This is a genomic window from Hathewaya histolytica, assembly GCF_901482605.1.
Lineage (GTDB): Bacteria > Bacillota > Clostridia > Clostridiales > Clostridiaceae > Hathewaya > Hathewaya histolytica.
The window spans coordinates 206,002-227,817 of the sequence record NZ_LR590481.1 but is presented as its reverse complement, the minus strand read 5'-3'; the positions used below and the strand labels follow the sequence as shown (position 1 = coordinate 227,817).

Here is a 21,816-nt window from a genome sequence, read left to right as displayed (position 1 = left end):
CCCCTTTAAATTAACTCTTTATCCTTTTACTCCTGACAAAGTTACTCCTTCTATAAACTTACTTTGGAGAACTAAATAAAATATAAATGAAGGTATAAATGTTAAAGTTGCTCCTGCCATAACCATTCCATAATTTACAATATACTGCGCCTGAAGTGTAGACATTCCCACTGTAAGCGTCCTCATAGAATCCTTAGTAGTAACTATTAGTGGCCATAAAAACTCATTCCAAGCACCTATAAAAGTAAATATAGAAAGAGTTAATATTGCTGGCTTAATTAATGGTAATACTATATAAATAAATATTTGAAAATCAGAGTATCCATCTATTCTCGCAGCTTCTATTAAATCATTTGGTATATTTAAAATAGCCTGCCTCATTAAAAACACACCAAAAGCTGTTGGTATTGGAAGTATTAATGCATAATATGTATTTATCCATCCCAAATTCTTCATTATGATATATAGTGGAATCATTGTAACCTGTGAGGGTATTATTAAAGTAGCTATCATAAAGAAAAAAATTTTATTATTACCTTTAAAATCTTTTTTTGCAAAAGCATAAGCTGCTAAACTACTAAATGTAACTGTTAAAATAACTCCCAAAATAGCAATTATGAAACTATTTATAAAATAAATGAAAAAATTAGTATCCTTAAATATTGCCATATAATTTTTTAGAGTTAGATTGCTTAAAGAAAAATCAAAGCTATATGTGTACGTAATCTTAAATGATGTTATTATCATATATAAAAAAGGTACTATCATTACACTTCCTATTATAAGTAGCAAAATATCTCCTATTATTCTTTTAGCACTTCTCATCTTAAGCCTCCTTTAATAATATGTAGATTCTTCTTTTCTTAAAAACTTCTTCTGGAATATTGAAATTATAGCGATAATAAAAAATAATATATTAGCCACTGCCATAGCCTCTCCTGCATTAAATTGTTTAAATGCTAAATTGTATATATGAAGTACTAATGTCATGGTTGCTGTTCCTGGTCCCCCTCCAGTTAGTGTGTATACTATATCAAAACTTTGGAATGACCATATGATTCCTAAAAACACAACCATTATAGTAGTGGGTTTAAGCATAGGTACTGTAATGTTCCAGAACTCTTCCCATTTACTAGCACCGTCTACCCTAGCTGCCTCATAGTAACTTTTAGGAATATCCATAATAGCAGCAATATATATAACCATAAAGTATCCAACATTTTTCCATATTGCTATGCCCATTAAAGTGGGAAGAGCTAAATTAGCACTTCCTAAAAAATCTGGCATAGTTAAATTAAGAAAAGAAAATAATTTAGCAATGGGAGCATCTCCTCCTGTAAGTAGTAGCCTCCAAATTATGCTTATTAATACCATAGATGATATAACAGGAATAAACATAACACCTCTTATTAAATTCGATATCTTACCCTTTCTCTTCGTTAGCCAAATAGCCATAAGCATAGCTAGAATAGTTTGCACTGGAACTACACCAAAAGTATAAATAGCTGTATTTTTTAAAGACTCTAAAAAAACCTTACTTTTAAATAGAGAGGCGTAGTTGTCTAAGCCTATGAACTTTGGTGCAGACATAATGTTATATTTTGTAAAACTAAAATAAATAGACATTAAAATAGGTATAACATAAAAACTAGTTAATATAATACCAAGTGGAAGTATATACCCATAAGAACTTATATTTTTAAATCTTTTTTTATACTTATTCATAATCCTCTCCTTAACTAGTATTTAGAATTAATTATTAATAAAGGAAACAAGCACCATGCCTGTTTCCTTTACTTTACCATATTATTATTTTGCTAGTAAATCATTAGAATATTTAGCTGCATCATCAAGTGCTTTCTTTGGAGTTGTTTGTCCAGACATCATTCTTTGTAATTCCTTCCATAAGTTTTCATAAACTTCAACACCATGAGGTGCAACTACAAGCGGTCTATATACTCCCTTTTCTTTTTCAACCATTTCCTTTAAACGAGGATCTCCTTGATACGGCTCATCCTTTGTAATAGGAGCTCTTGGATGATATTTATGGAATTTTGTCATAGATTCTTTGTTTAACATATGTTCCATTAAATTGAATGCTAATTTTTTATTCTTAGCCTTTGACATTAATACTAATTGGTCTACTGATGCAAATGTTCCTTTTGTTTTATCCTGTAATGATGTTATAAATCCATAATTAAGTTTTGGGAATGATTTATCTAAAATTTCTCCGGCTGCTGAAGATAGATAAATACAGAAAGCAGCATTACCATTTCCAAAATGTGATTGTAACATTTCCTTATTTGTTTTACCCATATGATCATTTGGAAGAACCTTATCTGTAAATTTTAAATCATATAATAATTGTGCAGTTTTTTGTCCTGCCTCATCATTAAATCTTACAGTTTTTAAATCCTTATTGTAAAGTTCCCCACCTGCTTGCCATAGGAATCCATACCAGTTCCAGTTTAAGTCTCCAAAAAACTTTTGACCCCAACCTTGAGCAAAGCCCCATTGGTCTATTTTCCCATCACCATTAGTATCTTTAGTAGCTTTCTTACTAATTCTTCTAAAGTCTTCCCATGTTACTGGTGGTTTTTCACCTAGTTTATTTAAAATATCTTTATTATAATATAAAACTGCTGGATTTGCTGCTTCTATAGCAAGGCCATAAAGTCCACCCAACATCTTTCCATCTTCTATGTAAGTATACTTATCATAGTCTTCTTTCTTTAAATAAGGAGTTAAATCTTCTACAGCCTTCATTTCTATAAACTGTGGAAACATTTCAGCATACATATATCCAACATCAGGACCTTCTCCTGCCGCTATTGCTGTAGCATACTTTTCTGGGTAATTCTCCCACGGTATTATCTCAAGATCTACCTTACATTTATTTTTCTCTTCAAACTCTTTTAGTATTGGTTCCCAAACTGGTTTATCATTTTCCCCAATTGGAGGAAGCCATAACTTAAGTGTTTCTTCTTTTTGATTCTTAGCAGATTCTTTTTTCTCTCCCTTAGTTCCTGTACAAGCTGCTAGAGACATAGTACATACTGATGCTAAAAGAAAGATAGATAAAATCTTAGTAAATCTTTTCATCTTATATCTCCTTTTTTATTTATGTCTTAAATTAAATCATAAACATAGATATGTTAAAGATTTTTGTAAACATATTTATAACATTTATCTACAATGATTTTAAACTTGTTGCAATTTATTTCAATATTATTATTATTTATTATATACCATTTGTCTAATTTAAAAAACCAATACATAATTAAAAATCTATTGATTTTTTCTATATATAAAAGTGCACCGAAAAATTCGATGCACCTTTATTATACCCATTTATTTAAAATCATACTTTTCTATCTTTGTATCTATAAGTTCTGCATATTGTTTAACTTTTATAGAACCCTCTTTAATCTTAAAAACGTCCTTTGCAAGTATTAAATCCATTAGCATCTCAACTGAATTTTCATCTACATCTTCCTTAACATTCTTAATTCTTAAAGGACACTTAGCCCCCAAATCATTTAAAAAATACATTACTAAATCCTTAGACATTATATCCCTCCTAAATAAAAGCTATTAGTTTTGTTTAATAAGTTCAACTTCTTCATTTATAATAAATCCTGATATTGTAGTAGCCATTATATTTTTAATAGCTTCTCCTATGGCAAAAACATCCTCATCTTTAGCATCTAACTTAATACTTCCTATCTTTTGTTCTTTTATAATATCTTCTCCCTTTGCATTAATCCCTTTTGCGTATTGAACATTAAAAACTCTTTGTGATTTTTGTGATATTACTGACATACTATCAACTCCTTTCATAAGGTATATATGTACTATTCCTAAATAAAGGACAGATTGTTTTACGTTATAAATGAATTTATAACTAAATAAAAAAGATACTATAATTTATGAAACTTAGTAAATATAACATCCTTAATCTAAGCATAAACCATAGCATCCCTATTATTAAACCCGCATTCTTAACTTATAATAATTATTCGTATCTTTCCATAAAATCCTTTAAATCTTCAATTCTATCCTCTAGTATATAATCCTCATGCTTATCTCTTCCAAGACCCATTTTATATACTTCCATAGCTTTGTTTAAATTAATAAGTTCTTTCTTTTCCTTTAATATATTTGAAAGCCAGTATACATCACCCCACTTAACGGAAGGCCATGTGGAATTTTTATATTCCTTGCTATACTTTTCAAATAGTTCCTCACTCTTTTCAATTTCACCAATTTCAAAATAAGACTCTGCCTCTGCAAGGTTCATGTTCATTATTATAAATTGATCTACCTCACTAAAGGTCCTACAAAATTCATTTACATAACTTATTCTTTTTTTAAAGAACTCCTTGTCTTCCATACCTGCATTCTCAAGTTCCATTTCTAAATCTTGAGCCCAATTAGTAAGACTCTCTATAAATTTAAACCCATCTTCTATGTCCTCAAAATCTTTATAACCTTTCTCCTCTGCTAATAACTTAATTTTATCAAAAGCTTGTAACCAATCTTTGCAAGCCTCAACAGTACTTTGGGATATTAACTTTTCATACCCACTATTAATTAAATTATTTATGTTTTCCATGCTCTCACTCTCCTATTTCCATCTATATCCCCTATATTACCACAAAACATTTATTTTTAGTATTTTACTATTAATATTATAAATAGTTATAGTATGGATTTTTATAATTAAATATAATACAATTAGTCTTAGGGAATTAAGTAAATTAAACCTTTATAATAAGGCTTAATTTAAATATTATAATTAGGGGTGAATCATATGTTTCAAGCACCATATATTGAAAATCTTTACGCACTAATGAAAAAAAATAATTTAGATGCAATAGTCATTGGACCTTCTAATGACCTTGTATACCTTTTAGATTTTTCACCTGCTCCAGATGAAAGATTCCAAGCTTTATTCTTATTAGCAGATGGAAGGTACTTCTATGTTACTCCAGAATTAAACTATGAAGAAATCCTTCATAAACTAGGAGAAGATGCTACTTACTATATTTGGAGTGATGGAGATGGCTTTGTTCCAAGTATTATAAAAGCTTTCAAAGACTTTGGTCTTATGGGTAAAAACATAGGAGTTAACTGTGCTATAAGATCTATAAACATGCTTGATATAGCTGATGAATTTGATGGTAAATTCTTTAACGCTCATAATTTATTAGAAGAATTTAGAATCATAAAACCTGAAGAAGACATAGAAAAAATGAGAGTTGCAGCTCAAATGGCTGATAAAGTTATGGAGGTACTTTCTAAATTTATAAAACCAGGTATAACTGAAAAAGATATAAAAGATAAAATATATGAAACTTTCGATGAACTAGGTGCTGAAGGCGTTTCTTTTGAACCTATTATAGCTTCTGGTCCTAACAGTTCTAAACCTCACTATAACGGATACTCTAGAGTAATAGAAGAACAAGACTTAGTTATACTTGATCTAGGATGTAAGTATAAGGGGTACTGTTCTGATACTTCTAGAACATTCTTCATTGGTGGGATTACTGATGAGCAAAAGAGAGTATATGAAATAGTAAAAAAAGCTAATGCTGATGCTGAAAACTTCGCTAAAGCTGGCGTAACTTGTGGAGATGTTGATAAAGTTTCAAGAGATATTATAAAGGATGCTGGCCACGGAAAACATTTCTTGAATAGAACTGGACATGGTATAGGATATAGTGTTCATGAAGCTCCATATATAAAGGAAAATAATAAACAAATTCTAGAACCAGGAATGGCTTTTAGTATAGAACCTGGTATATATATATCTGGAAAATTTGGTATGAGAATTGAAGACATCGTTGTTATCGATAAGGATGGCAATCCAGAAATACTAAATAAATTCACAAGAGACATAGTTATAATATAAAAATTTTTTCAAGTCAAAGACCTTTTCATATATTTATGAAAAGGTCTTTGACTTTCATATAAACCCATAAAAGTCAATATCTTTCTGGTTAATATATTTTAGCTATGTTATTATAATATATGGTACTAATTTATAAGGATTAAATAATGAAAAAAATAATTTATATTATATCAAGTCTCCTTATCCTCTTATTTTTACTATATGGTTGTAATCATACTCATATAAAAGTAAAAGAAGATCTAAGAAATTATGTTAATAGCATAAACTCTATAAATGCACTAAGAAACGATGCTTTAAATGACTATTCTGGTATAGTAGGAAAAAACTATAGATCTGATGAAAATTCCCTAGTGGTATTAAGTAAAATAGTAATACCTAAATATAATTATTTCTTAGAAAACTTAAAAAGATTAAACCCTTCGTGTAAAGAGGTAAGAGAACTTCATACACTTTATTTAAATGCGTCTGTAAAACAAATTTCATCCCTTAATGGATTTAGAGAGGCTATGGAAAAAAGAGATAAATCCATATTAAAAGAGAACGAAAGACTTTTTAAAGAATCTTCAAAAGAACTTAAACAGTTTAAAAAGAAGCTAAAAAAATTAGCTTCTAAATATAAACTAAATTTAGATTTAGAATTATAGGAGGTGTGTTAAAATGCAAATGTTAGTATTTGTATTGAACAAAATTGATTTGCTAGATGATATCATATCAGAACTTACCAAATCAGGTATAAGGGGTGCAACAGTAATTGATAGTACTGGAATGGCTACAGTATTATGCGAATCAGATCATAGTGAAATACCCATATTTGGTTCATTAAAAATGCTGTTAAATGGTAGTAGACCATTTAATAAAACTATTTTTACTGTCCTAAAGGATGATGAAGTTCAAATTGCTATAGAAGCTATTAAAAAAGTTGCTGGTGATTTGTCCAAGCCTAATACAGGCATTCTTTTTTCTCTTCCAGTAAATTTTGTTGAAGGGATAAAGAAATAAACTTAATAGAAAGAGGTAATAGGGTGAATATTTTATTTTATGTCAGTGTTATTTTACTTTGTGGGATGTTGATGGGAAAGCTTGTTTCCTATATAAAACTTCCTGAAGTTACTGGGTATTTAATTGGGGGAGTTTTAATTGGCCCAAGCATTTTGGGTATTATCCCATCTAATGTATCTTCTTCCCTTGGTATAATCTCTGAAGCTGCTTTAGGTTTTATAGCTTATACCATCGGAAGTGAATTTGACTTTAGTCATATAAAAAAGATTGGTAAAGGGGTTATATTAATTACCATATTAGAAGCTTCTTGTGCTACTCTCTTTGTAGACTTAGCTATGATTTTTATATTCAAGCAAACAGTACCTTTTAGTATAGTACTTGGTGCTATAGCAGCAGCTACTGCCCCTGCAGCTACATTAATGGTAGTAAGGCAATATAAGGCTAAAGGACCTCTTGTAGATACACTACTTCCCGTGGTTGCTATGGATGATGCTGTATGCATTATGATATTTGGTATATCTTCTACTATTGCAACAACACTATTAACCAATTCAAGTACTTCCATGATTATGGCCTTTATTAAACCAATATTTGAGATACTAATTTCTCTATTTGTAGGTTTTTTACTTGGAATAATATTTTCTTTCTTATGTAAAAGATTAAAAAGCGAGGAAAAGTTACTAACCCTCTCTGTAGGAGTTATATTTCTTGCTATAGGCATTTGCAATAAATTTAATCTTTCATCTCTTTTATGCTGTATGGGTATTGGAGCCACTATTGTAAATATTGCTCCCAATACAACTAGAACTTTTTCTGTGGTAGATAAATTCACACCACCTATATTTGTAGCATTTTTTACTATAGCAGGTGTTGAATTAAATATATCTATTTTAGAAAAGGTTGGAGTATTAGGAATAGCATATATACTAATTAGAGCTTTAGGAAAGGTTTTTGGAGCATCTATAGGTGCAAAGATTACGAATGCGCCTAAAACTGTACAAAAATTCTTAGGTATGACTTTAATACCTCAAGCAGGTGTTGCCATTGGACTTGCTCTTATAGGAGAACAAATACTTCCATCTCCTCTTGGTTCAGAGATAAGAACAATAATCCTTGCAGCTACTGTAGTTTATGAATTAATTGGTCCCCTACTTACCAAAATAGCTTTAATTAAGGCTAATGAAGTAAATTTATCAAATAAAAACCTTAATGTATAAATACTACTAAAAGATATAATTTAATATAAAAAACAAAGGACTATCTTTTTGAAAGATAGTCCTTATATATTATGTTAATTATTCTCCTAATGTAGCAACCATAACTGCTTTGATTGTATGCATTCTATTTTCTGCTTCATCAAATGCTATTGAAGCTTCACTTTCGAATACTTCATCAGTAACTTCCATACCATTTAAGCCGAATTTTTCGTTGATTTCTTTACCAACTGCTGTTTTTAAGTCATGGTATGCTGGTAAGCAATGCATGAATTTAACCTTAGGATTTCCTGTAGCATCCATCATTTCTTTATTAACTTGGTATGGTTTTAAAAGATTAATTCTTTGTTCCCATACTTCGTCTGGTTCACCCATTGATACCCAAACGTCTGTGTAGATAACGTCAGCATCTTTAACTCCAGCTTTAACATTATCAGTAATAGTGATTTTAGCACCAGTTGATTTAGCAACTTCTTGACATTTAGCTACTAATTCTTCTTCTGGGAATAACTCTTTTGGAGCTACGATTCTGAAATCCATTCCCATTTTAGCTGCACCAATCATTAAAGCATTAGCCATATTGTTTCTTCCATCTCCAGCATAAACAAATATAACTTTGCTTAGTGGTTTGTCAAAATGTTCTTTTACTGTTAAGAAATCAGCTAAGATTTGAGTTGGATGGTCAGCATCTGTTAAACCATTCCATACTGGTACTCCAGCATATTCAGCTAATTCTTCAACTGTTTCTTGAGCGAAACCTCTGTATTCTATTCCATCAAACATTCTTCCTAAAACTCTAGCTGTATCAGCCATTGATTCTTTCTTTCCAATTTGAGATCCTGTTGGTCCAAGATATGTAACATGAGCTCCTTGGTCATGAGCTGCAACTTCGAAAGCACATCTTGTTCTTGTTGAAGTTTTTTCAAATATTAAAGCAATATTTTTTCCTTTTAATTTTTGTTGTTCTGTTCCTGCATATTTAGCTCTTTTAAGATCTCTAGCTAGATCTAAGAAGTAGTTTATTTCCTTTGGTGAGAAATCCATTAAAGTTAAGAAATGTCTGTTTCTTAAGTTAAACATAATATTACCCCTTCCATAATTTGGCCTATATTTTCATTTAGAAACTATCAGGAGCTTACTATAAAACTCCTGATAGTAAGTATTATCATACTTTGATATTAATATACTATATATGAATTTTCAATATTTTATTAATAAATTCAGTAATTTACTATTACTCAATGTCTTCTCTTACGAAAGGCATTGACATACATCTTGGGCCTCCTCTTCCTCTTGAAAGCTCAGCTGAAGCTATAGGAAGAACCTTAACGTTATATTGATCTAGTAATTCGTTAGTTATATAGTTTCTTTCATATGTTACAACTGTACCTGGAGCTATTGCTAATGTATTTGATCCGTCATTCCATTGCTCTCTTCCAGCTATAATCTTATCTCCGCCACCACATCTAATTACAGTAATATCTTTATTTAAGTGGTTTGATAATATTTGTTCTAATGTTCCTTCTTCTTCTTTAGCAATAACTTCTTTTTTAGATGCATCATAAGTTAATGCTGTAACTTTTAATGATCCCTCAATTCCTGGATGAACAGTGAATTTATCGTAGTCGATCATTGTAAATACTGTATCAAGGTGCATAAATGCTCTAGTTACAGGTATATGGAATATTAATACTGTCTTAAATGATTCCCCAGCTTCGAATATATTCTTAGCTAAAGTTTTAACTGCCTCTGCATCAGTTCTTTCACTAGCACCTATAGCTAAGACATCTTTGCTAAGCACTAATTCGTCTCCACCCTCTATTGCAAAATTTGCTCCTCTATCGTACCATAATTTGATACCAGAATCTCTGTAATCTGGGTGATACTTAAATATATATTTTCCGAAAATAGTTTCTCTATTTCTAGTTTCTGTTCTCATTGTGTTTAGTGATACACCACTTCCCATACAAGCAAATGGGTCTCTTGTGAAGTATAAGTTTGGTAATGGGTCCATTATGAATGGATAATCTTCATAAGTTTCCTTAATACCAATCTCTTTCTTTCTAATACCAGCCATGATTTTATCAACCATTGCTTTTTCTGGCATAGATAGTAAGAATTTTTTAATTTCAGCTTCAACATCTTTTTGACCTATGTTACATTCTGAAATTACTTCGTTTAAAAATTGATCTTTGACTTGCTCTTCCATCAAAGCTTCTGCTGCTAATTTTTCAAGATATAATACTTCAACGCCATTGTCTTGTAACACTCTTGCAAAATTATCATGCTCTTCTCTTGCAACTTTTAAGAATGGAATATCATCAAATAATAATCTTTCTAAATACTCAGGTATAAGATTTTCTATTTCAGCACCTGGTCTGTGAAGCATAACAGTTTTAAGTTTTCCTATTTCGGAATAAACGTGAATTCCTTTTTTACTCATACTAATGCCCCTTTCACTAGGGAATTAAAAACATTATCCCTTTGTCTTATATTTTATATTTTTTTTAAACATTTATATCTTATATTAAATAATATTTAATTGATATCTTTTAATTAACCAATAACTTTTGTTCCAGATTCACCTTTTATCGCTTCTCTAGCTCTTTCAAGTGATGCTATAATAGCAACCTTAGTATTGTCATGTTGAACAAACTTTTTACATGCCTCAACTTTTGGTAGCATACTTCCTGGAGCAAATTGTTCTTCTGCAATATATTTATCAACTTCTTCTAAATTCATTGTCTCTAAAGCTTTTTGATCTGGTTTGTTAAAGTTTACACAAACTCTATCTACTGCAGTTAATATTATTAATGCATCAGCTTCTAAGATTTCGGCTATCTTTTCAGCAGCAAAATCTTTATCTATAACAGCTGCAACACCTTTTATTTCATTTCCTTCTTTAATAACTGGAATTCCACCGCCACCGCAAGCGATTACAACAGAACCATTATCAACTAGGCTTTTGATTATATCTTTCTCAATAACATCAACTGGTTTTGGAGATGCAACAACTCTTCTATATCCTCTGCCGGCATCTTCTTTCATAACATAACCTTTTTCTTCTTCTAGCTTCTTAGCTTCCTCAGCTGTATAGAAAGAACCAATTGGTTTTGTTGGGTTTTGGAATCCTTGGTCATCCTTATCAACTACAACCTGTGTTACCACAGTTCCAACATTCTTTACTATATTTCTTTTAGTAAGTTCTGTAGATATTGCATTTTGAAGATGGTATCCAATGTAACCTTGTGAAAATGCTCCACAAACATCAAATGGAAATAAAACATTTGAGTTATCTTGTTTGTGAGCTGCCTCTAAAGAAGCTACTATTTGTCCGACTTGTGGTCCGTTTCCATGTACTATGGTAACCGTATGACCTTCTTGTATTAAATCAACTACAGATTTAGCTGTTTCCTGACAAGTTTTTAATTGTGCTTCAGCACTTTTGTCTTTAGGATCTGCTTGAAGAGCATTTCCGCCTAAAGCTAACACTATTTTCATTCGTATACCTCCTTAAAATTGCTACTGACTTTGCTTGACTTCATAGTAAACCCTAATAAAAAGATTGTCAACAGTCCTACAAAGTCAGTAATTTGCATATTATTTCCTTGTACTTGTATAAATATTTTGAACAAAAAAATACTATATTTATAAATTGGATTCTATCAATATCTATTATGTTATAATTTAGTATCAATAATGCATATTTATAAAAAAAAATTTTTTAAAAAATTTTTTTATCCTCTTCCAAAGCATTACAATAAAAAAACATATGCTAAATAGTATTTTTTTATTCCTATATACTATTAGAGCATATGTTATATATTATTTGGTTTGTTCTACGAAACTAACTATAGAATTTGATAATGCATTTATACTTTCTGTTAGTTTCTCAAGTTTTGCTTCTATTCTAGTTAACAGATATATGGATACAGCAATTGGAAAGCCTAGATTTCCAATTAAGGCTACTATCTTCTCCATAAAAATATCCCTCCAAGCTTTAAATTAGAATCTATTACTATATAGTACAATTCTAAAATTAAAGGACAAAAGGAAAGATATCACCCTAACTAAAAGCTTTCTTCATAATCATCTATAATCTTTTGAGCTAATTTTTTAATAACACTAGATTGAGCAATTAAAGTCATTACAACTAAGAAAATTTTAATTCTGTCTTGATCCTTAGTTTCTAAATTAAATTCTTTTATAATACTGTTAATTTTCTCTTCATCAAAGTAGTCAGTTGATAAAAAATAATTAAAGCACTCTTTTTGTATATCACAAAAGCTTGCATAGGCTTTTTCCCAACTGATAATATCATCACTTCTATCATTTATTTCATTAAAAGCAAGCCTAAACACTTTCTTTATCTCTTCCGTAGTAAGTACTGGCCTCATATAACTTAGTAATGCAAGTTGAGCTAAATGTAATTTTGTATATCCTCGTTTTTTACCATCCTCAGGTTTAGATATAACTTCGCTCTTTATATAGTTTTGTACTATATTATTAGTATACTTTTCTTTGTCAAAATGATCATTTAGGAAATCAATTACTTGAGATAAAAACAAATCATATTGTGGTAATGCTTCATAATCAATAATACTACTGTCAGACATTTCCTTAGCTATATCATTTATTTTCTCTATAGAAAATTCACCCTTTTCCACACCCTTCACCTTCCTACTTCATTAAACTTATATTTACTATCATTAGTGTTAATACAGTGCTACTCTTCAGTGCGTATATCTTTAATATATATTATTTAAACAACCTCTATAATATATACTATAATTAAATTATAAGGTATATATAACCGTATTACAAGTTAATAAATATAAAATTTACAGTATATTAAATTATATAGTAATTACGTAATTAATCATCATATTATTTAATTCATCATTATGTAACAAATTACTTTATATTTTTATAAATGATATTTTATTTATAATATCTTTCATATTTGAAGTTTTATTATGATAAGCACTATGTAAAATAAAGTTATGCACATTTTTGTGGATAACTTTGTAAAATATGTGGACAAGTTATAATATATTTATATCTATTAAGGTATATTAAGTATAAAGTTCTCATAAATATGTAGTTATACACATTATCCACAATCACGCTGTGGATAATGTGTTGATTTTATTGTCATTTTTTGTAATAGCTATGAAAGATGTTAGACAAAAAAACATCAATTGTTACTTTACTGAACTATTATAATCAGCTAAAAACTTTTCTATACCAATATCAGTTAATGGATGTTTTACCATTTGCATTATTACTTTATAAGGTATTGTAGAAATATGTGAACCTACTTTAGCCGCCTCTAAAACATGCATTGGAGTTCTTATGCTAGCTGATATTATTTCTGTTGTAATTCCATACATATCAAAAATGTCCGCTATATCACTTATTATTTGCATTCCACCATTTCCAATGTCATCTAATCTACCAACAAATGGACTTACAAAAGTTGCTCCAGCTTTGGCTGCAAGTAATGCTTGCTGAGCCGAGAATATTAAAGTAACATTAGTTTTTATACCTTCTTTTGAAAGTCTAGAAACAGCTTTTAATCCTTCTTCACACATTGGGATTTTTATTACTATATTTTTATGTAACTTAGAAAGTTCTATCCCTTCTTCAACCATTTTATCAGCCTCTAAACTTATAACTTCAGCACTTATTGGGCCATCTACTATAGAACAGATTTCTTCGATAACTTCCTTTAAATCTCTTCCTTCTTTAGCTATTAATGATGGATTAGTTGTTACGCCATCAAGTATCCCAAATTCTGCCGCCTTCTTTATATCTTCAACGTTAGCAGTATCGATAAAAATTTTCATAATAAAAAACCTCCTACTTATTTTATTTACAAAGATACTATATCATGTATTTTTCTATAACACCATGGATTTTTTTTATAAAAATACTTATTAAAAGATTTTAAAAATTATTATGTATATATACAGACTTTGAATAATATTTATAAATAAGGTAATAATTAATAACACATTAGAAAGGTATAAGATACTTAAAATCTTTTATATATTATTTTTTATATCTAACTTCATATTATAGTTAAAATTTCAACATATTATTTACAATTTTATTACTTATATATAAATATTTTAATCTCACGTGTACAAGCTTTTCGACACATACTTCCTTTTTGAGCCTTTTAATATTTGTATTTTAGAATGGGACTTTTTTGTATAATTTTTTTCATTTAAAAATTATTTAAAGCCTAATAAGTATTGATATATAAAGCTTTTGACACAAAGAGAAAATTTAAAATATTTAAAATTAAGCATTGACATTTGCATTATTTGGTAGTATATTAACTATAGATGGAATTTTAAGTTTATTTTGTAACTTCAAATTCAATCTCTAAATGTGATTTTATTGACTATATATGTCATAAATACGATTGTTTATTAATTTAAAGTCGAATATTGTTAGTTTATAATAAAGGAGGATTTTTAAAATGAAATCAACAGGTGTAGTAAGAAGAGTAGATGAACTAGGAAGAATAGTAATACCAATAGAATTAAGAAGAACTTTAGACATAGCTGAAAAGGACGCTCTTGAAATTTATGTAGATGGTGAGCAAATAATACTTAAAAAATATGAACCGGCTTGTATCTTCTGTGGAGATGCTAGAGACGTTTTAAATTATAAAGGTAAGAATATTTGTCAAAACTGTCTAGGTGATTTAAAAACTGAAAAATAATTATTTATTATAAATAGTGTAAACTTTATTTTTATTTATTTAATTTTTAATTATATTATGATTACTTGAGTTATAATATTCTTTACTAATTAATGTATTTAAAATAGTTCCATAAAAAAGAGTCTGTTCTAAAAGAACAGGCTCTTTTTATAAACACTTTAACTATTCACAAGAAGATGCTGCTATAGCAGAAATACTTGAATTATTTATGCTAGCTTGTTGTGTTATAGGATATCCATTTATTGTAGCAGGTTGAACCCTAATAACTTCTACAGTATAAACGCAACATCCATGGCAAGCATTGCCTTCACAATGTGTAAAGCTAAATGAATGTGTTGTATCGAATGTTTGTCCATTAACAGGTCCTTGTGCATAATCCCACGTTCCTAGATTTATCGTTTGACCATCTCCACAAGTTTTAGTCAATTTAAAAGTTACAATAAGTGGAGTTGTCATTACAGGGCATGGTGGATATTGTGGATATGAAGGTTTTCCTCCACCTTTATTTATATCAAGTTCTTCTTCATTCATAACCATAGGTTGTTTCATTGGAGAAGAACATGGATAACATGGTTGATTACCATCTGAATGGAAATTGATTGAAGCGGTAAACTCTACTTTTACTGAAGGCTTACATAAACACGTTGTATCTACAGTAACACTCGCAACTGGCATGCAACTGTGACATGCATTTGCAGAATTTGAGCAACTTGATACTGGTAAAGATAGACCACTTCCTTGACTACAAGATACCACTACTGGCTTTGGTAATCTTTGTTTATGTGAGCAGTGTCTTGCTCTACAACAATCTTCCATTCTCTCATCTCTGTGTCTACGTCTATCTCTGTCATCACGTCTATGTCTGTCGTCACATCTATCTCTATCATCCCATATATCGTCGCATATATCGTCTCTATCACAACATTCATCAGTAAATTTTCTTGATTTTGAATTCATAAATAAACCTCCTTATTTTTAAACCTTTCTATTTTAAAGTTTCCATAAAAGCAATTCACTATATAAATATGAGAATACACATATGTGTGTTACTCCATAAAGTATTTATTCTAAATCCTCATCAAATTCCTCACATGGAGAATCACAAGGTGACTCACTTTCATCTTCATCATCGTAATTATAATCGTCTCTACAATCATCATCGCAATCCCTTGTAAACAAAGGCTTTAAATTTTGATCTGGATAGAATTTAGGTGTTCGTCGTCTATTAAAAGTTCTACATGCATCTTCTCCTGGATTATCTCTACAAGGTTTAGGAACAGGACAATATCCATATGCAGGTATTAATAATTGAACTAGGAGTTCACATTTTACTATTAAATGGAAACCTAAAGTTATATCTAGCACAGTATTGCAATCACGATCTATATTGAAAGTACCTTCTAGGCATTCCGCAACCAACTCTAATTTTAAAATTTCATCCTCCATTTTTTTAGAATTAGGTACTTCACTAGTAGCTATTCTAGCTATGGAATCTGGACAAAAAATTCTAGGAATAGTTTCTGTTCTATTTACCTCAAATAACTCTGAACAGGTATTGCCATCCTCATCTAAAAAGTCTGCACAAAATGAAATTATAAAGCTTACAATTAATTTACTAAAATCACAGTCATCTCTAAGTGGAATTTTATCAAAAGATACTAGCCTAATATTAAAATCTCTACAACCTAAAAATACCTTTGGACGCTCTAATGGACCACTTCTTAAATCTTTATCAGTACGTTTTGTGTCTGGCCCTTCTCTAAACCTTAGGCATCTTTTAATTAGACATTGTCCAAACACTTTAGGTACTTCAATACATACCAATTCTTCAGGATCTGGAAGACATCCCTCTTTATTTACAAATCCGGGACGTGGTATAAAGTCCTTATTGGAAATTCCCATTAGCTCTCCTCCTTTTCATATACTAAATAATATTCACAATATATAATATACAAATTTAATTATTCTGTTACTGATTACATGGTGTAATAAATTTATAAATAAGAAATATATTTTTATAGAGGAAAGTTTTATACATAAACTTTTATTTACTAATCTAACTTTTATTGTTTGATTTAATTTTATCTATTAAATTTAGTCATGATGCTATTAAAGGAGGATAGGTTTATGCTTGATACTAAAACATGGGTTTTTAATGATTTAGATAATAACTTATGGTATTTTACACTAGATGATAAAAATAACATGTCATACAAGATTATATATTCTGAAAACAAATGGAGTAAAGAAAATATAATTGATAAAAATGTCTTAGAGTTTAATATTTTTATTCATAATAACAATATTCATATTGCCTATATAAAAGAAAATGAAGTTAAATATTGTGTTTGGGAAAAAAATCAATGGCTTGGAAAAACTTTATATAATTGTAATCATAAAAAAGCAAGTGAGGTTAAAATAATAATTATTGAAGATAATTTTCATGTGTTATTTATACTTAACGAGACCAATAATCCTACTAAAGGAACTCTTACTCATTGCAATTTTAACTCTGAGGGAATCTATATTAATCCACTCTTCCCTATGGAAATTTTTACCGAAGTAAATAATCACTATAATCTAGAGTTATTAAACAAACATGATATTTGTCTATTTTTCTTTGAAAGTAAAAACAAAGAACTAGAAGTTCACAGTTGTATGTATAATAAAAATATATGGAGAAATCCTAGAAAACTTTATTCTTTAAAAGGCAGCGATATAGAAATATTCACTATGAACTATAAAAATAGCATCCATATTCTAAACTTATCTAAAGAAGAAAATACATATTTATTAGAAGATGTATGCATATACAGTGAGAATAATATAGATTATCACAAAATTCACCAAACTAACTTTGAGGTATCATGCCCTATGCTTATGATAAAAGAGGAAATTTTATGGCTTGTGTGGATTGAAAACAATTATATAAATTATTCATTATTTAATGATAAATGGAATAGTAAATTTCAAATAGCGCCTAAAAATTTAAATGAATTAATATTATATAACTCTAATTATATAAATCATAACAACAAAAAAATTACTTGTCCCAAATTATTAGGTAATCCCTACCCTAATATAGAATTTATTCTTCCCAATAAATATGAGTCCAACCCAAACCCCATAGAAAATATTCTTGACGATAATACAAATAATGTTAAAACTTTAGAAAATCAAATTTTAAAACTAAAAAAATCAAATAAAACATTAGATAAGGAAATTGTACACTTAAAATTTAAATTAAATAGTAAAGAAAAACAATGCATAGAGTTAAAAGAAAGACTTAATAACTCTATAGCTAAAACCATGGCCTCAGAAGATAAGTTTAAAAACTTTAAAAAAGCATATATGGAATTTCCCGAACAAATGAAAGATTTGCGTAATCAAGTAAAAGAATCTAGTGAAAATCTGAAAATTACAGAAGAGAAAAATTCAAAACTAGAAGAAAAAATGAAAAACACTACAGATAAATACACCGTATTACAAGAGAATACTAAGAAATATGAAAATACCTTAAGTAATTTAAATAAGGAGCTATCTATTTTTAAAGATGAAAATAAAAAATTATTAATTAATACAAATAACTTAACAAAAGAAAATTCAAACTTAAAGTCTAAATTAGAGAATACTTTATTAGAAAAAAAAGAGTTAACCTTTCAATTGAAATCTCTTTCTAAAGATAAATCAGTTTTGGAGTCTAAACTACAAAATCTTATGGAAAACACTAAAATTTTAGAAGAAAAAGTCAATAGTGAGCTAGAGGATGCTTCAAATAAAATATCTATGATAAATGCTCAGAAAAAAGAATTAATATTAAAACTAAATAATATTGATGAAGAAAATATTAAATTAAAAAAGGATTTAGAACTTGAAATAAATAAACCTATTCTGAGTAAAATTTTTAAGTAGAGAGGAGGAATTTCAAAACACATGAATACTAAAGATTCAAATGAAAAGTTACTATATTACATCTCCAATCTAGGAAATAACACTATTACTATAATTGATGGAAACAAAAAACAAATAATAGAGACAATTCCTCTCACATTTAAGCCATTTAGATTGCAACTTTATAAAAATCATGACGTATACATCGGTAGTAATCTTAATTATATAGAAACAATTTCACGAACTAATAATACCTTAAAAAAAGTACCATTAAAAAATAATGGTACCATACTTATAGATTCTATAACTTCTAACTTATATGTATCCAATATATCAGAAGTATTAGTATATGACTTGAAAAAAGAAAGCATCATTCACACCCTTAAAGGTTTTGGTGCTGTTGATGTCCTAAAGCTAAATTCTGATGGCTCTAAATTATTTATATTAGATGTATTATACAAAGAGCTAAAAGTATATGATACAAATAGTCTAAGGTTATTATGGTCTATAAGTAACATAGGTATAAAACCAAGTTCACTAACCATTGATGAAAATAGTAAAAAAATATATATAGGAAACAAAGGAGGACTTAATGTAAATTCTGGGGATATTTCTGTTGTAAATATGGAAACTAAAACCATGAAATCAATTCCCCTATCTCCTTATTCCTCTATAACAAGTTTAACACTAAAAAATCATACTCTTTATGCTTGTAATAAAAAACTGCAAAGAATTGACCTAATAGATATAAGAGAAAATAAACCCATATCCTACATCAAAACTACAGCTAGTGAACCTGAAAGTATATTATTAAATCCCATGAAAGATGAACTAATCGTGGTAAACAGAAATTCTAAATCTTATGGTTCTCTGGACATAATTAATACAAAACTTAATAAAATTACGAATTCAATCTTATTAGATAGAGATAAAAGTGAACCATATGATATATGTGTCGTTCATATTGCTGAAAGAAATACAAAAAAGGATGGCAATATTTATGAAAACCTCAAGAAAAAATCTATAAAAAAGGAATCTGAAATTAGGCAGACTCCTATAATCGTAAAGAGAATATTATCTAGTTATAAAGAAACTTTTCTAATGCAAAAAATTGTAACAGATATACCAAAACAATATACACCCCCGTTTAAGTTAGAAAAGGTAGTATTTAAAAAAGGGTTTATTCCTCAGAATAATTATAAGATCAATGTAAAAAAACATGCTAGTAATAAATATTTCCTAAAATTCATTCTGAAAATTCCTTACAAAATTAAATTTAAAGATGGAAAAGGTATAACAAGAACGTTAAAAAACTCTATAGAAAAAGAAAAAAGTATAGAATTATCTATACCCGATTTACAAGATAAAAAAAATCTTGAAGTATTTGTAGACACACATTCTCAAATAACCAATGATGCCATTTTAATTAAAGATATATATAATTTCTCATTAGAGGTGGATTTAAATTTGAAAATTATTAAAGACATGGAGGTAATGATACCTCTTTCAGCTTTACAATGATATGTATAATTATAAACTTATTCAGTATATAATTATTTATAAACATATAGTATATTAAATCAAGTACTTATATTAATACTACTCGCCATATTAATTTTATATAAAAGGCTTAGAGCTTATCTAAGCCTTTTAGTTATAACAACTTAAAATTTACTTATTAGAATGCAACTCTTCTAGCTCCACAATAATCTCTTCTAGTTAATGGAGATATTTTTACTACATCACCTGTTCTTGGGGCATGTACATATTGTCCGCCTCCAATATACATTCCAACGTGGTGTGGTGCTGATGCGCTACCAAAGAAAACTAAGTCTCCTGGCTGTAATTGATCTCTTGATACAGCAACTCCATTACCTATTTGTGTATATGTAGTACTTCCAAGTCCAACACCTAATCTTCCATATACATATTGCATTAATCCTGAACAGTCAAATCCTGATGGACTTCTACCACCCCAAACATAAGGGACTCCTTGGAAACTTAATGCATATTGTACAGCACGTTGTGCTACTGGACCTGCTGATGGAACACTTCCACCACCAAAGTTTGAAGTTTTTCCACCTCTAGATGGTCTAGGTTGTGGAGCAACTACTGGTCTATTAATCTCATCTATCTTATTATTTGCTGAATTTATCTTATCTTGGCTTTGTTTTATTCTAGCATTATATGTATCAATGACATTTTTATATTTATCTCTTTTTTCCCTAGCTTGAGCAATTAATGGATCTTGCTTTTTCTTAGCTTCTTTAATACCATTTATATCTTTTTCTATTGAAACTTTTAATGAAACTAAACTTTTCTTTTCGCCTTCTAAATCTGATTTTCTCTTCTCAATTTTAGCCTGTTTATTCTTTAATTCACCCATTATCTTCTTATCAAGCTCTGCAACTGTTCTTAAATTCTCTATTCTAGATATAAAATCATGTAACCCTTTTGAATCAAGTATAACTTCTAAGTAACTATCTGATCCACTCATATATAAGTTTTTAGCTCTTCTTTTAAACAAATCTTGTTCTGTTTTCATATCAGCTAGAGCTTTATCTAATTCCATTTGTGATAATGTTATTTTCTCGTTAGTTTTATTTATCTTCTTATCGGCATCATTCTTTCTTGCCATCATATTCTCTATTTTATTATCAAGTTTTTCAATTTCTATTTCAATATTATGTACTTCTGTCATTGCTTTATCGTATTCTACTTTGTTCTTATCTATTTCAGCTTTATTCTTATTTATCTGCTCTTTTTGCATTTTAATTATTTCTTTCTGCTTGTCCACTGCCGGATTTGCAAAAACTGGTACAGTTAAAGTCCCTACTATTGTCACTGCAATCATAAGTGACGCTATTTTCTTGTGCACCCTAATCCCTCCTAAAAAAGTATACATAAAATAAATCTTTTTCATTATATCACTTTTTACCGAAAAAATATACACCTAGACCTAAATTATAGATAATTTCTTTAATTTATGTTGTTTTTCCATTGATGTCTCTAGCATCCCCGAATTTTTGAACTTTTTATAAACATTTCGCAAACGAAACCTT

At 29.0% G+C, this 21,816-nt stretch carries 22 protein-coding genes; 7 read left to right on the top strand and 15 right to left on the bottom strand.

Going from position 1 to position 21,816, the window contains the following annotated elements; translation table 11 throughout:
* Positions 1-18: 18 nt before the first annotated feature.
* From FGL08_RS01150 to FGL08_RS01125, 6 genes are all read right to left on the bottom strand, one after another.
* A complete protein-coding gene (locus tag FGL08_RS01150) occupies positions 19-825 on the bottom strand; it encodes a carbohydrate ABC transporter permease (protein WP_138209060.1) in 807 nt (268 codons plus the stop codon).
* Between the two features lie 12 nt (positions 826-837).
* On the bottom strand, positions 838-1,725 hold the full coding sequence (locus FGL08_RS01145; protein ID WP_138209059.1) for a carbohydrate ABC transporter permease: 888 nt from the start codon (positions 1,723-1,725) through the stop codon (positions 838-840).
* Positions 1,726-1,809: 84 nt separating this feature from the next.
* Positions 1,810-3,102 (bottom strand): ABC transporter substrate-binding protein, encoded by a 1,293-nt coding sequence (locus FGL08_RS01140; RefSeq protein ID WP_138209058.1) that lies wholly within the window; start codon positions 3,100-3,102, stop codon positions 1,810-1,812.
* 249 nt (positions 3,103-3,351) lie between these two features.
* Positions 3,352-3,570: a DUF2922 domain-containing protein gene (locus tag FGL08_RS01135; RefSeq protein ID WP_138209057.1), complete on the bottom strand. Its 219-nt coding sequence runs from the start codon at positions 3,568-3,570 to the stop codon at positions 3,352-3,354.
* Positions 3,571-3,594: 24 nt separating this feature from the next.
* Positions 3,595-3,822 (bottom strand): DUF1659 domain-containing protein, encoded by a 228-nt coding sequence (locus tag FGL08_RS01130; protein ID WP_171011940.1) that lies wholly within the window; start codon positions 3,820-3,822, stop codon positions 3,595-3,597.
* Between the two features lie 193 nt (positions 3,823-4,015).
* Positions 4,016-4,615 carry a hypothetical protein gene (locus FGL08_RS01125; RefSeq protein WP_138209055.1) on the bottom strand — a complete coding sequence of 200 codons (600 nt, stop codon included), beginning with the start codon at positions 4,613-4,615 and terminating at the stop codon, positions 4,016-4,018.
* A 198-nt stretch (positions 4,616-4,813) separates the two neighbouring features.
* Here FGL08_RS01125 and FGL08_RS01120 point away from each other — a divergent pair, with 198 nt between their 5' ends.
* The 4 genes from FGL08_RS01120 (at position 4,814) to FGL08_RS01105 (ending at position 8,130) form a co-directional block, all read left to right on the top strand.
* Positions 4,814-5,914 carry a M24 family metallopeptidase gene (locus FGL08_RS01120; RefSeq protein WP_138209054.1) on the top strand — a complete coding sequence of 367 codons (1,101 nt, stop codon included), beginning with the start codon at positions 4,814-4,816 and terminating at the stop codon, positions 5,912-5,914.
* A gap of 146 nt (positions 5,915-6,060) precedes the next feature.
* Positions 6,061-6,558 (top strand): hypothetical protein, encoded by a 498-nt coding sequence (locus tag FGL08_RS01115; protein ID WP_138209053.1) that lies wholly within the window; start codon positions 6,061-6,063, stop codon positions 6,556-6,558.
* A gap of 13 nt (positions 6,559-6,571) precedes the next feature.
* Positions 6,572-6,913, top strand: a complete 342-nt coding sequence (locus FGL08_RS01110) for a P-II family nitrogen regulator (protein ID WP_138209052.1) — start codon at positions 6,572-6,574, stop codon at positions 6,911-6,913.
* A gap of 23 nt (positions 6,914-6,936) precedes the next feature.
* A complete protein-coding gene (locus tag FGL08_RS01105; RefSeq protein WP_138209051.1) occupies positions 6,937-8,130 on the top strand; it encodes a cation:proton antiporter in 1,194 nt (397 codons plus the stop codon).
* 78 nt (positions 8,131-8,208) lie between these two features.
* Here the strand turns inward: FGL08_RS01105 and FGL08_RS01100 are convergent, their stop codons facing one another.
* From FGL08_RS01100 to fsa, 6 genes are all read right to left on the bottom strand, one after another.
* Entirely contained in the window at positions 8,209-9,207 is a 999-nt protein-coding gene (locus tag FGL08_RS01100; RefSeq protein ID WP_138209050.1) for an ornithine carbamoyltransferase, read from the bottom strand.
* Between the two features lie 154 nt (positions 9,208-9,361).
* On the bottom strand, positions 9,362-10,570 hold the full coding sequence (gene arcA, locus FGL08_RS01095) for an arginine deiminase (protein WP_138209049.1): 1,209 nt from the start codon (positions 10,568-10,570) through the stop codon (positions 9,362-9,364).
* Positions 10,571-10,683: 113 nt separating this feature from the next.
* Complete coding sequence (gene arcC / locus FGL08_RS01090; protein WP_138209048.1) at positions 10,684-11,628, bottom strand: carbamate kinase; 945 nt, start codon at positions 11,626-11,628, stop codon at positions 10,684-10,686.
* Positions 11,629-11,952: 324 nt separating this feature from the next.
* Positions 11,953-12,108, bottom strand: coding sequence for a YvrJ family protein (locus FGL08_RS01085; RefSeq protein ID WP_138209047.1), 156 nt, complete (start codon positions 12,106-12,108; stop codon positions 11,953-11,955).
* Positions 12,109-12,197: 89 nt separating this feature from the next.
* Complete coding sequence (locus FGL08_RS01080) at positions 12,198-12,743, bottom strand: DUF1836 domain-containing protein (RefSeq protein ID WP_138211230.1); 546 nt, start codon at positions 12,741-12,743, stop codon at positions 12,198-12,200.
* A 588-nt stretch (positions 12,744-13,331) separates the two neighbouring features.
* Complete coding sequence (fsa, locus tag FGL08_RS01075) at positions 13,332-13,976, bottom strand: fructose-6-phosphate aldolase (RefSeq protein ID WP_138209046.1); 645 nt, start codon at positions 13,974-13,976, stop codon at positions 13,332-13,334.
* Positions 13,977-14,617: 641 nt separating this feature from the next.
* Between fsa and FGL08_RS01070 the strand changes: the two genes are divergently transcribed.
* Positions 14,618-14,863 carry an AbrB/MazE/SpoVT family DNA-binding domain-containing protein gene (locus FGL08_RS01070; protein ID WP_138209045.1) on the top strand — a complete coding sequence of 82 codons (246 nt, stop codon included), beginning with the start codon at positions 14,618-14,620 and terminating at the stop codon, positions 14,861-14,863.
* Between the two features lie 162 nt (positions 14,864-15,025).
* On the opposite strand, the gene FGL08_RS01065 is transcribed toward FGL08_RS01070, so the two are convergent.
* Positions 15,026-15,820: a DUF4489 domain-containing protein gene (locus FGL08_RS01065; protein ID WP_138209044.1), complete on the bottom strand. Its 795-nt coding sequence runs from the start codon at positions 15,818-15,820 to the stop codon at positions 15,026-15,028.
* Between the two features lie 105 nt (positions 15,821-15,925).
* Entirely contained in the window at positions 15,926-16,765 is an 840-nt protein-coding gene (locus FGL08_RS01060) for a hypothetical protein (protein WP_138209043.1), read from the bottom strand.
* A gap of 225 nt (positions 16,766-16,990) precedes the next feature.
* Here FGL08_RS01060 and FGL08_RS01055 point away from each other — a divergent pair, with 225 nt between their 5' ends.
* Together FGL08_RS01055 and FGL08_RS01050 are read left to right on the top strand one after the other, a co-directional pair.
* Positions 16,991-18,775: a coiled-coil domain-containing protein gene (locus FGL08_RS01055; protein WP_138209042.1), complete on the top strand. Its 1,785-nt coding sequence runs from the start codon at positions 16,991-16,993 to the stop codon at positions 18,773-18,775.
* A 21-nt stretch (positions 18,776-18,796) separates the two neighbouring features.
* On the top strand, positions 18,797-20,275 hold the full coding sequence (locus FGL08_RS01050) for a YncE family protein (RefSeq protein ID WP_138209041.1): 1,479 nt from the start codon (positions 18,797-18,799) through the stop codon (positions 20,273-20,275).
* A gap of 157 nt (positions 20,276-20,432) precedes the next feature.
* Here the strand turns inward: FGL08_RS01050 and FGL08_RS01045 are convergent, their stop codons facing one another.
* A complete protein-coding gene (locus tag FGL08_RS01045; protein ID WP_171011939.1) occupies positions 20,433-21,632 on the bottom strand; it encodes a C40 family peptidase in 1,200 nt (399 codons plus the stop codon).
* Positions 21,633-21,816 lie beyond the last annotated feature (184 nt).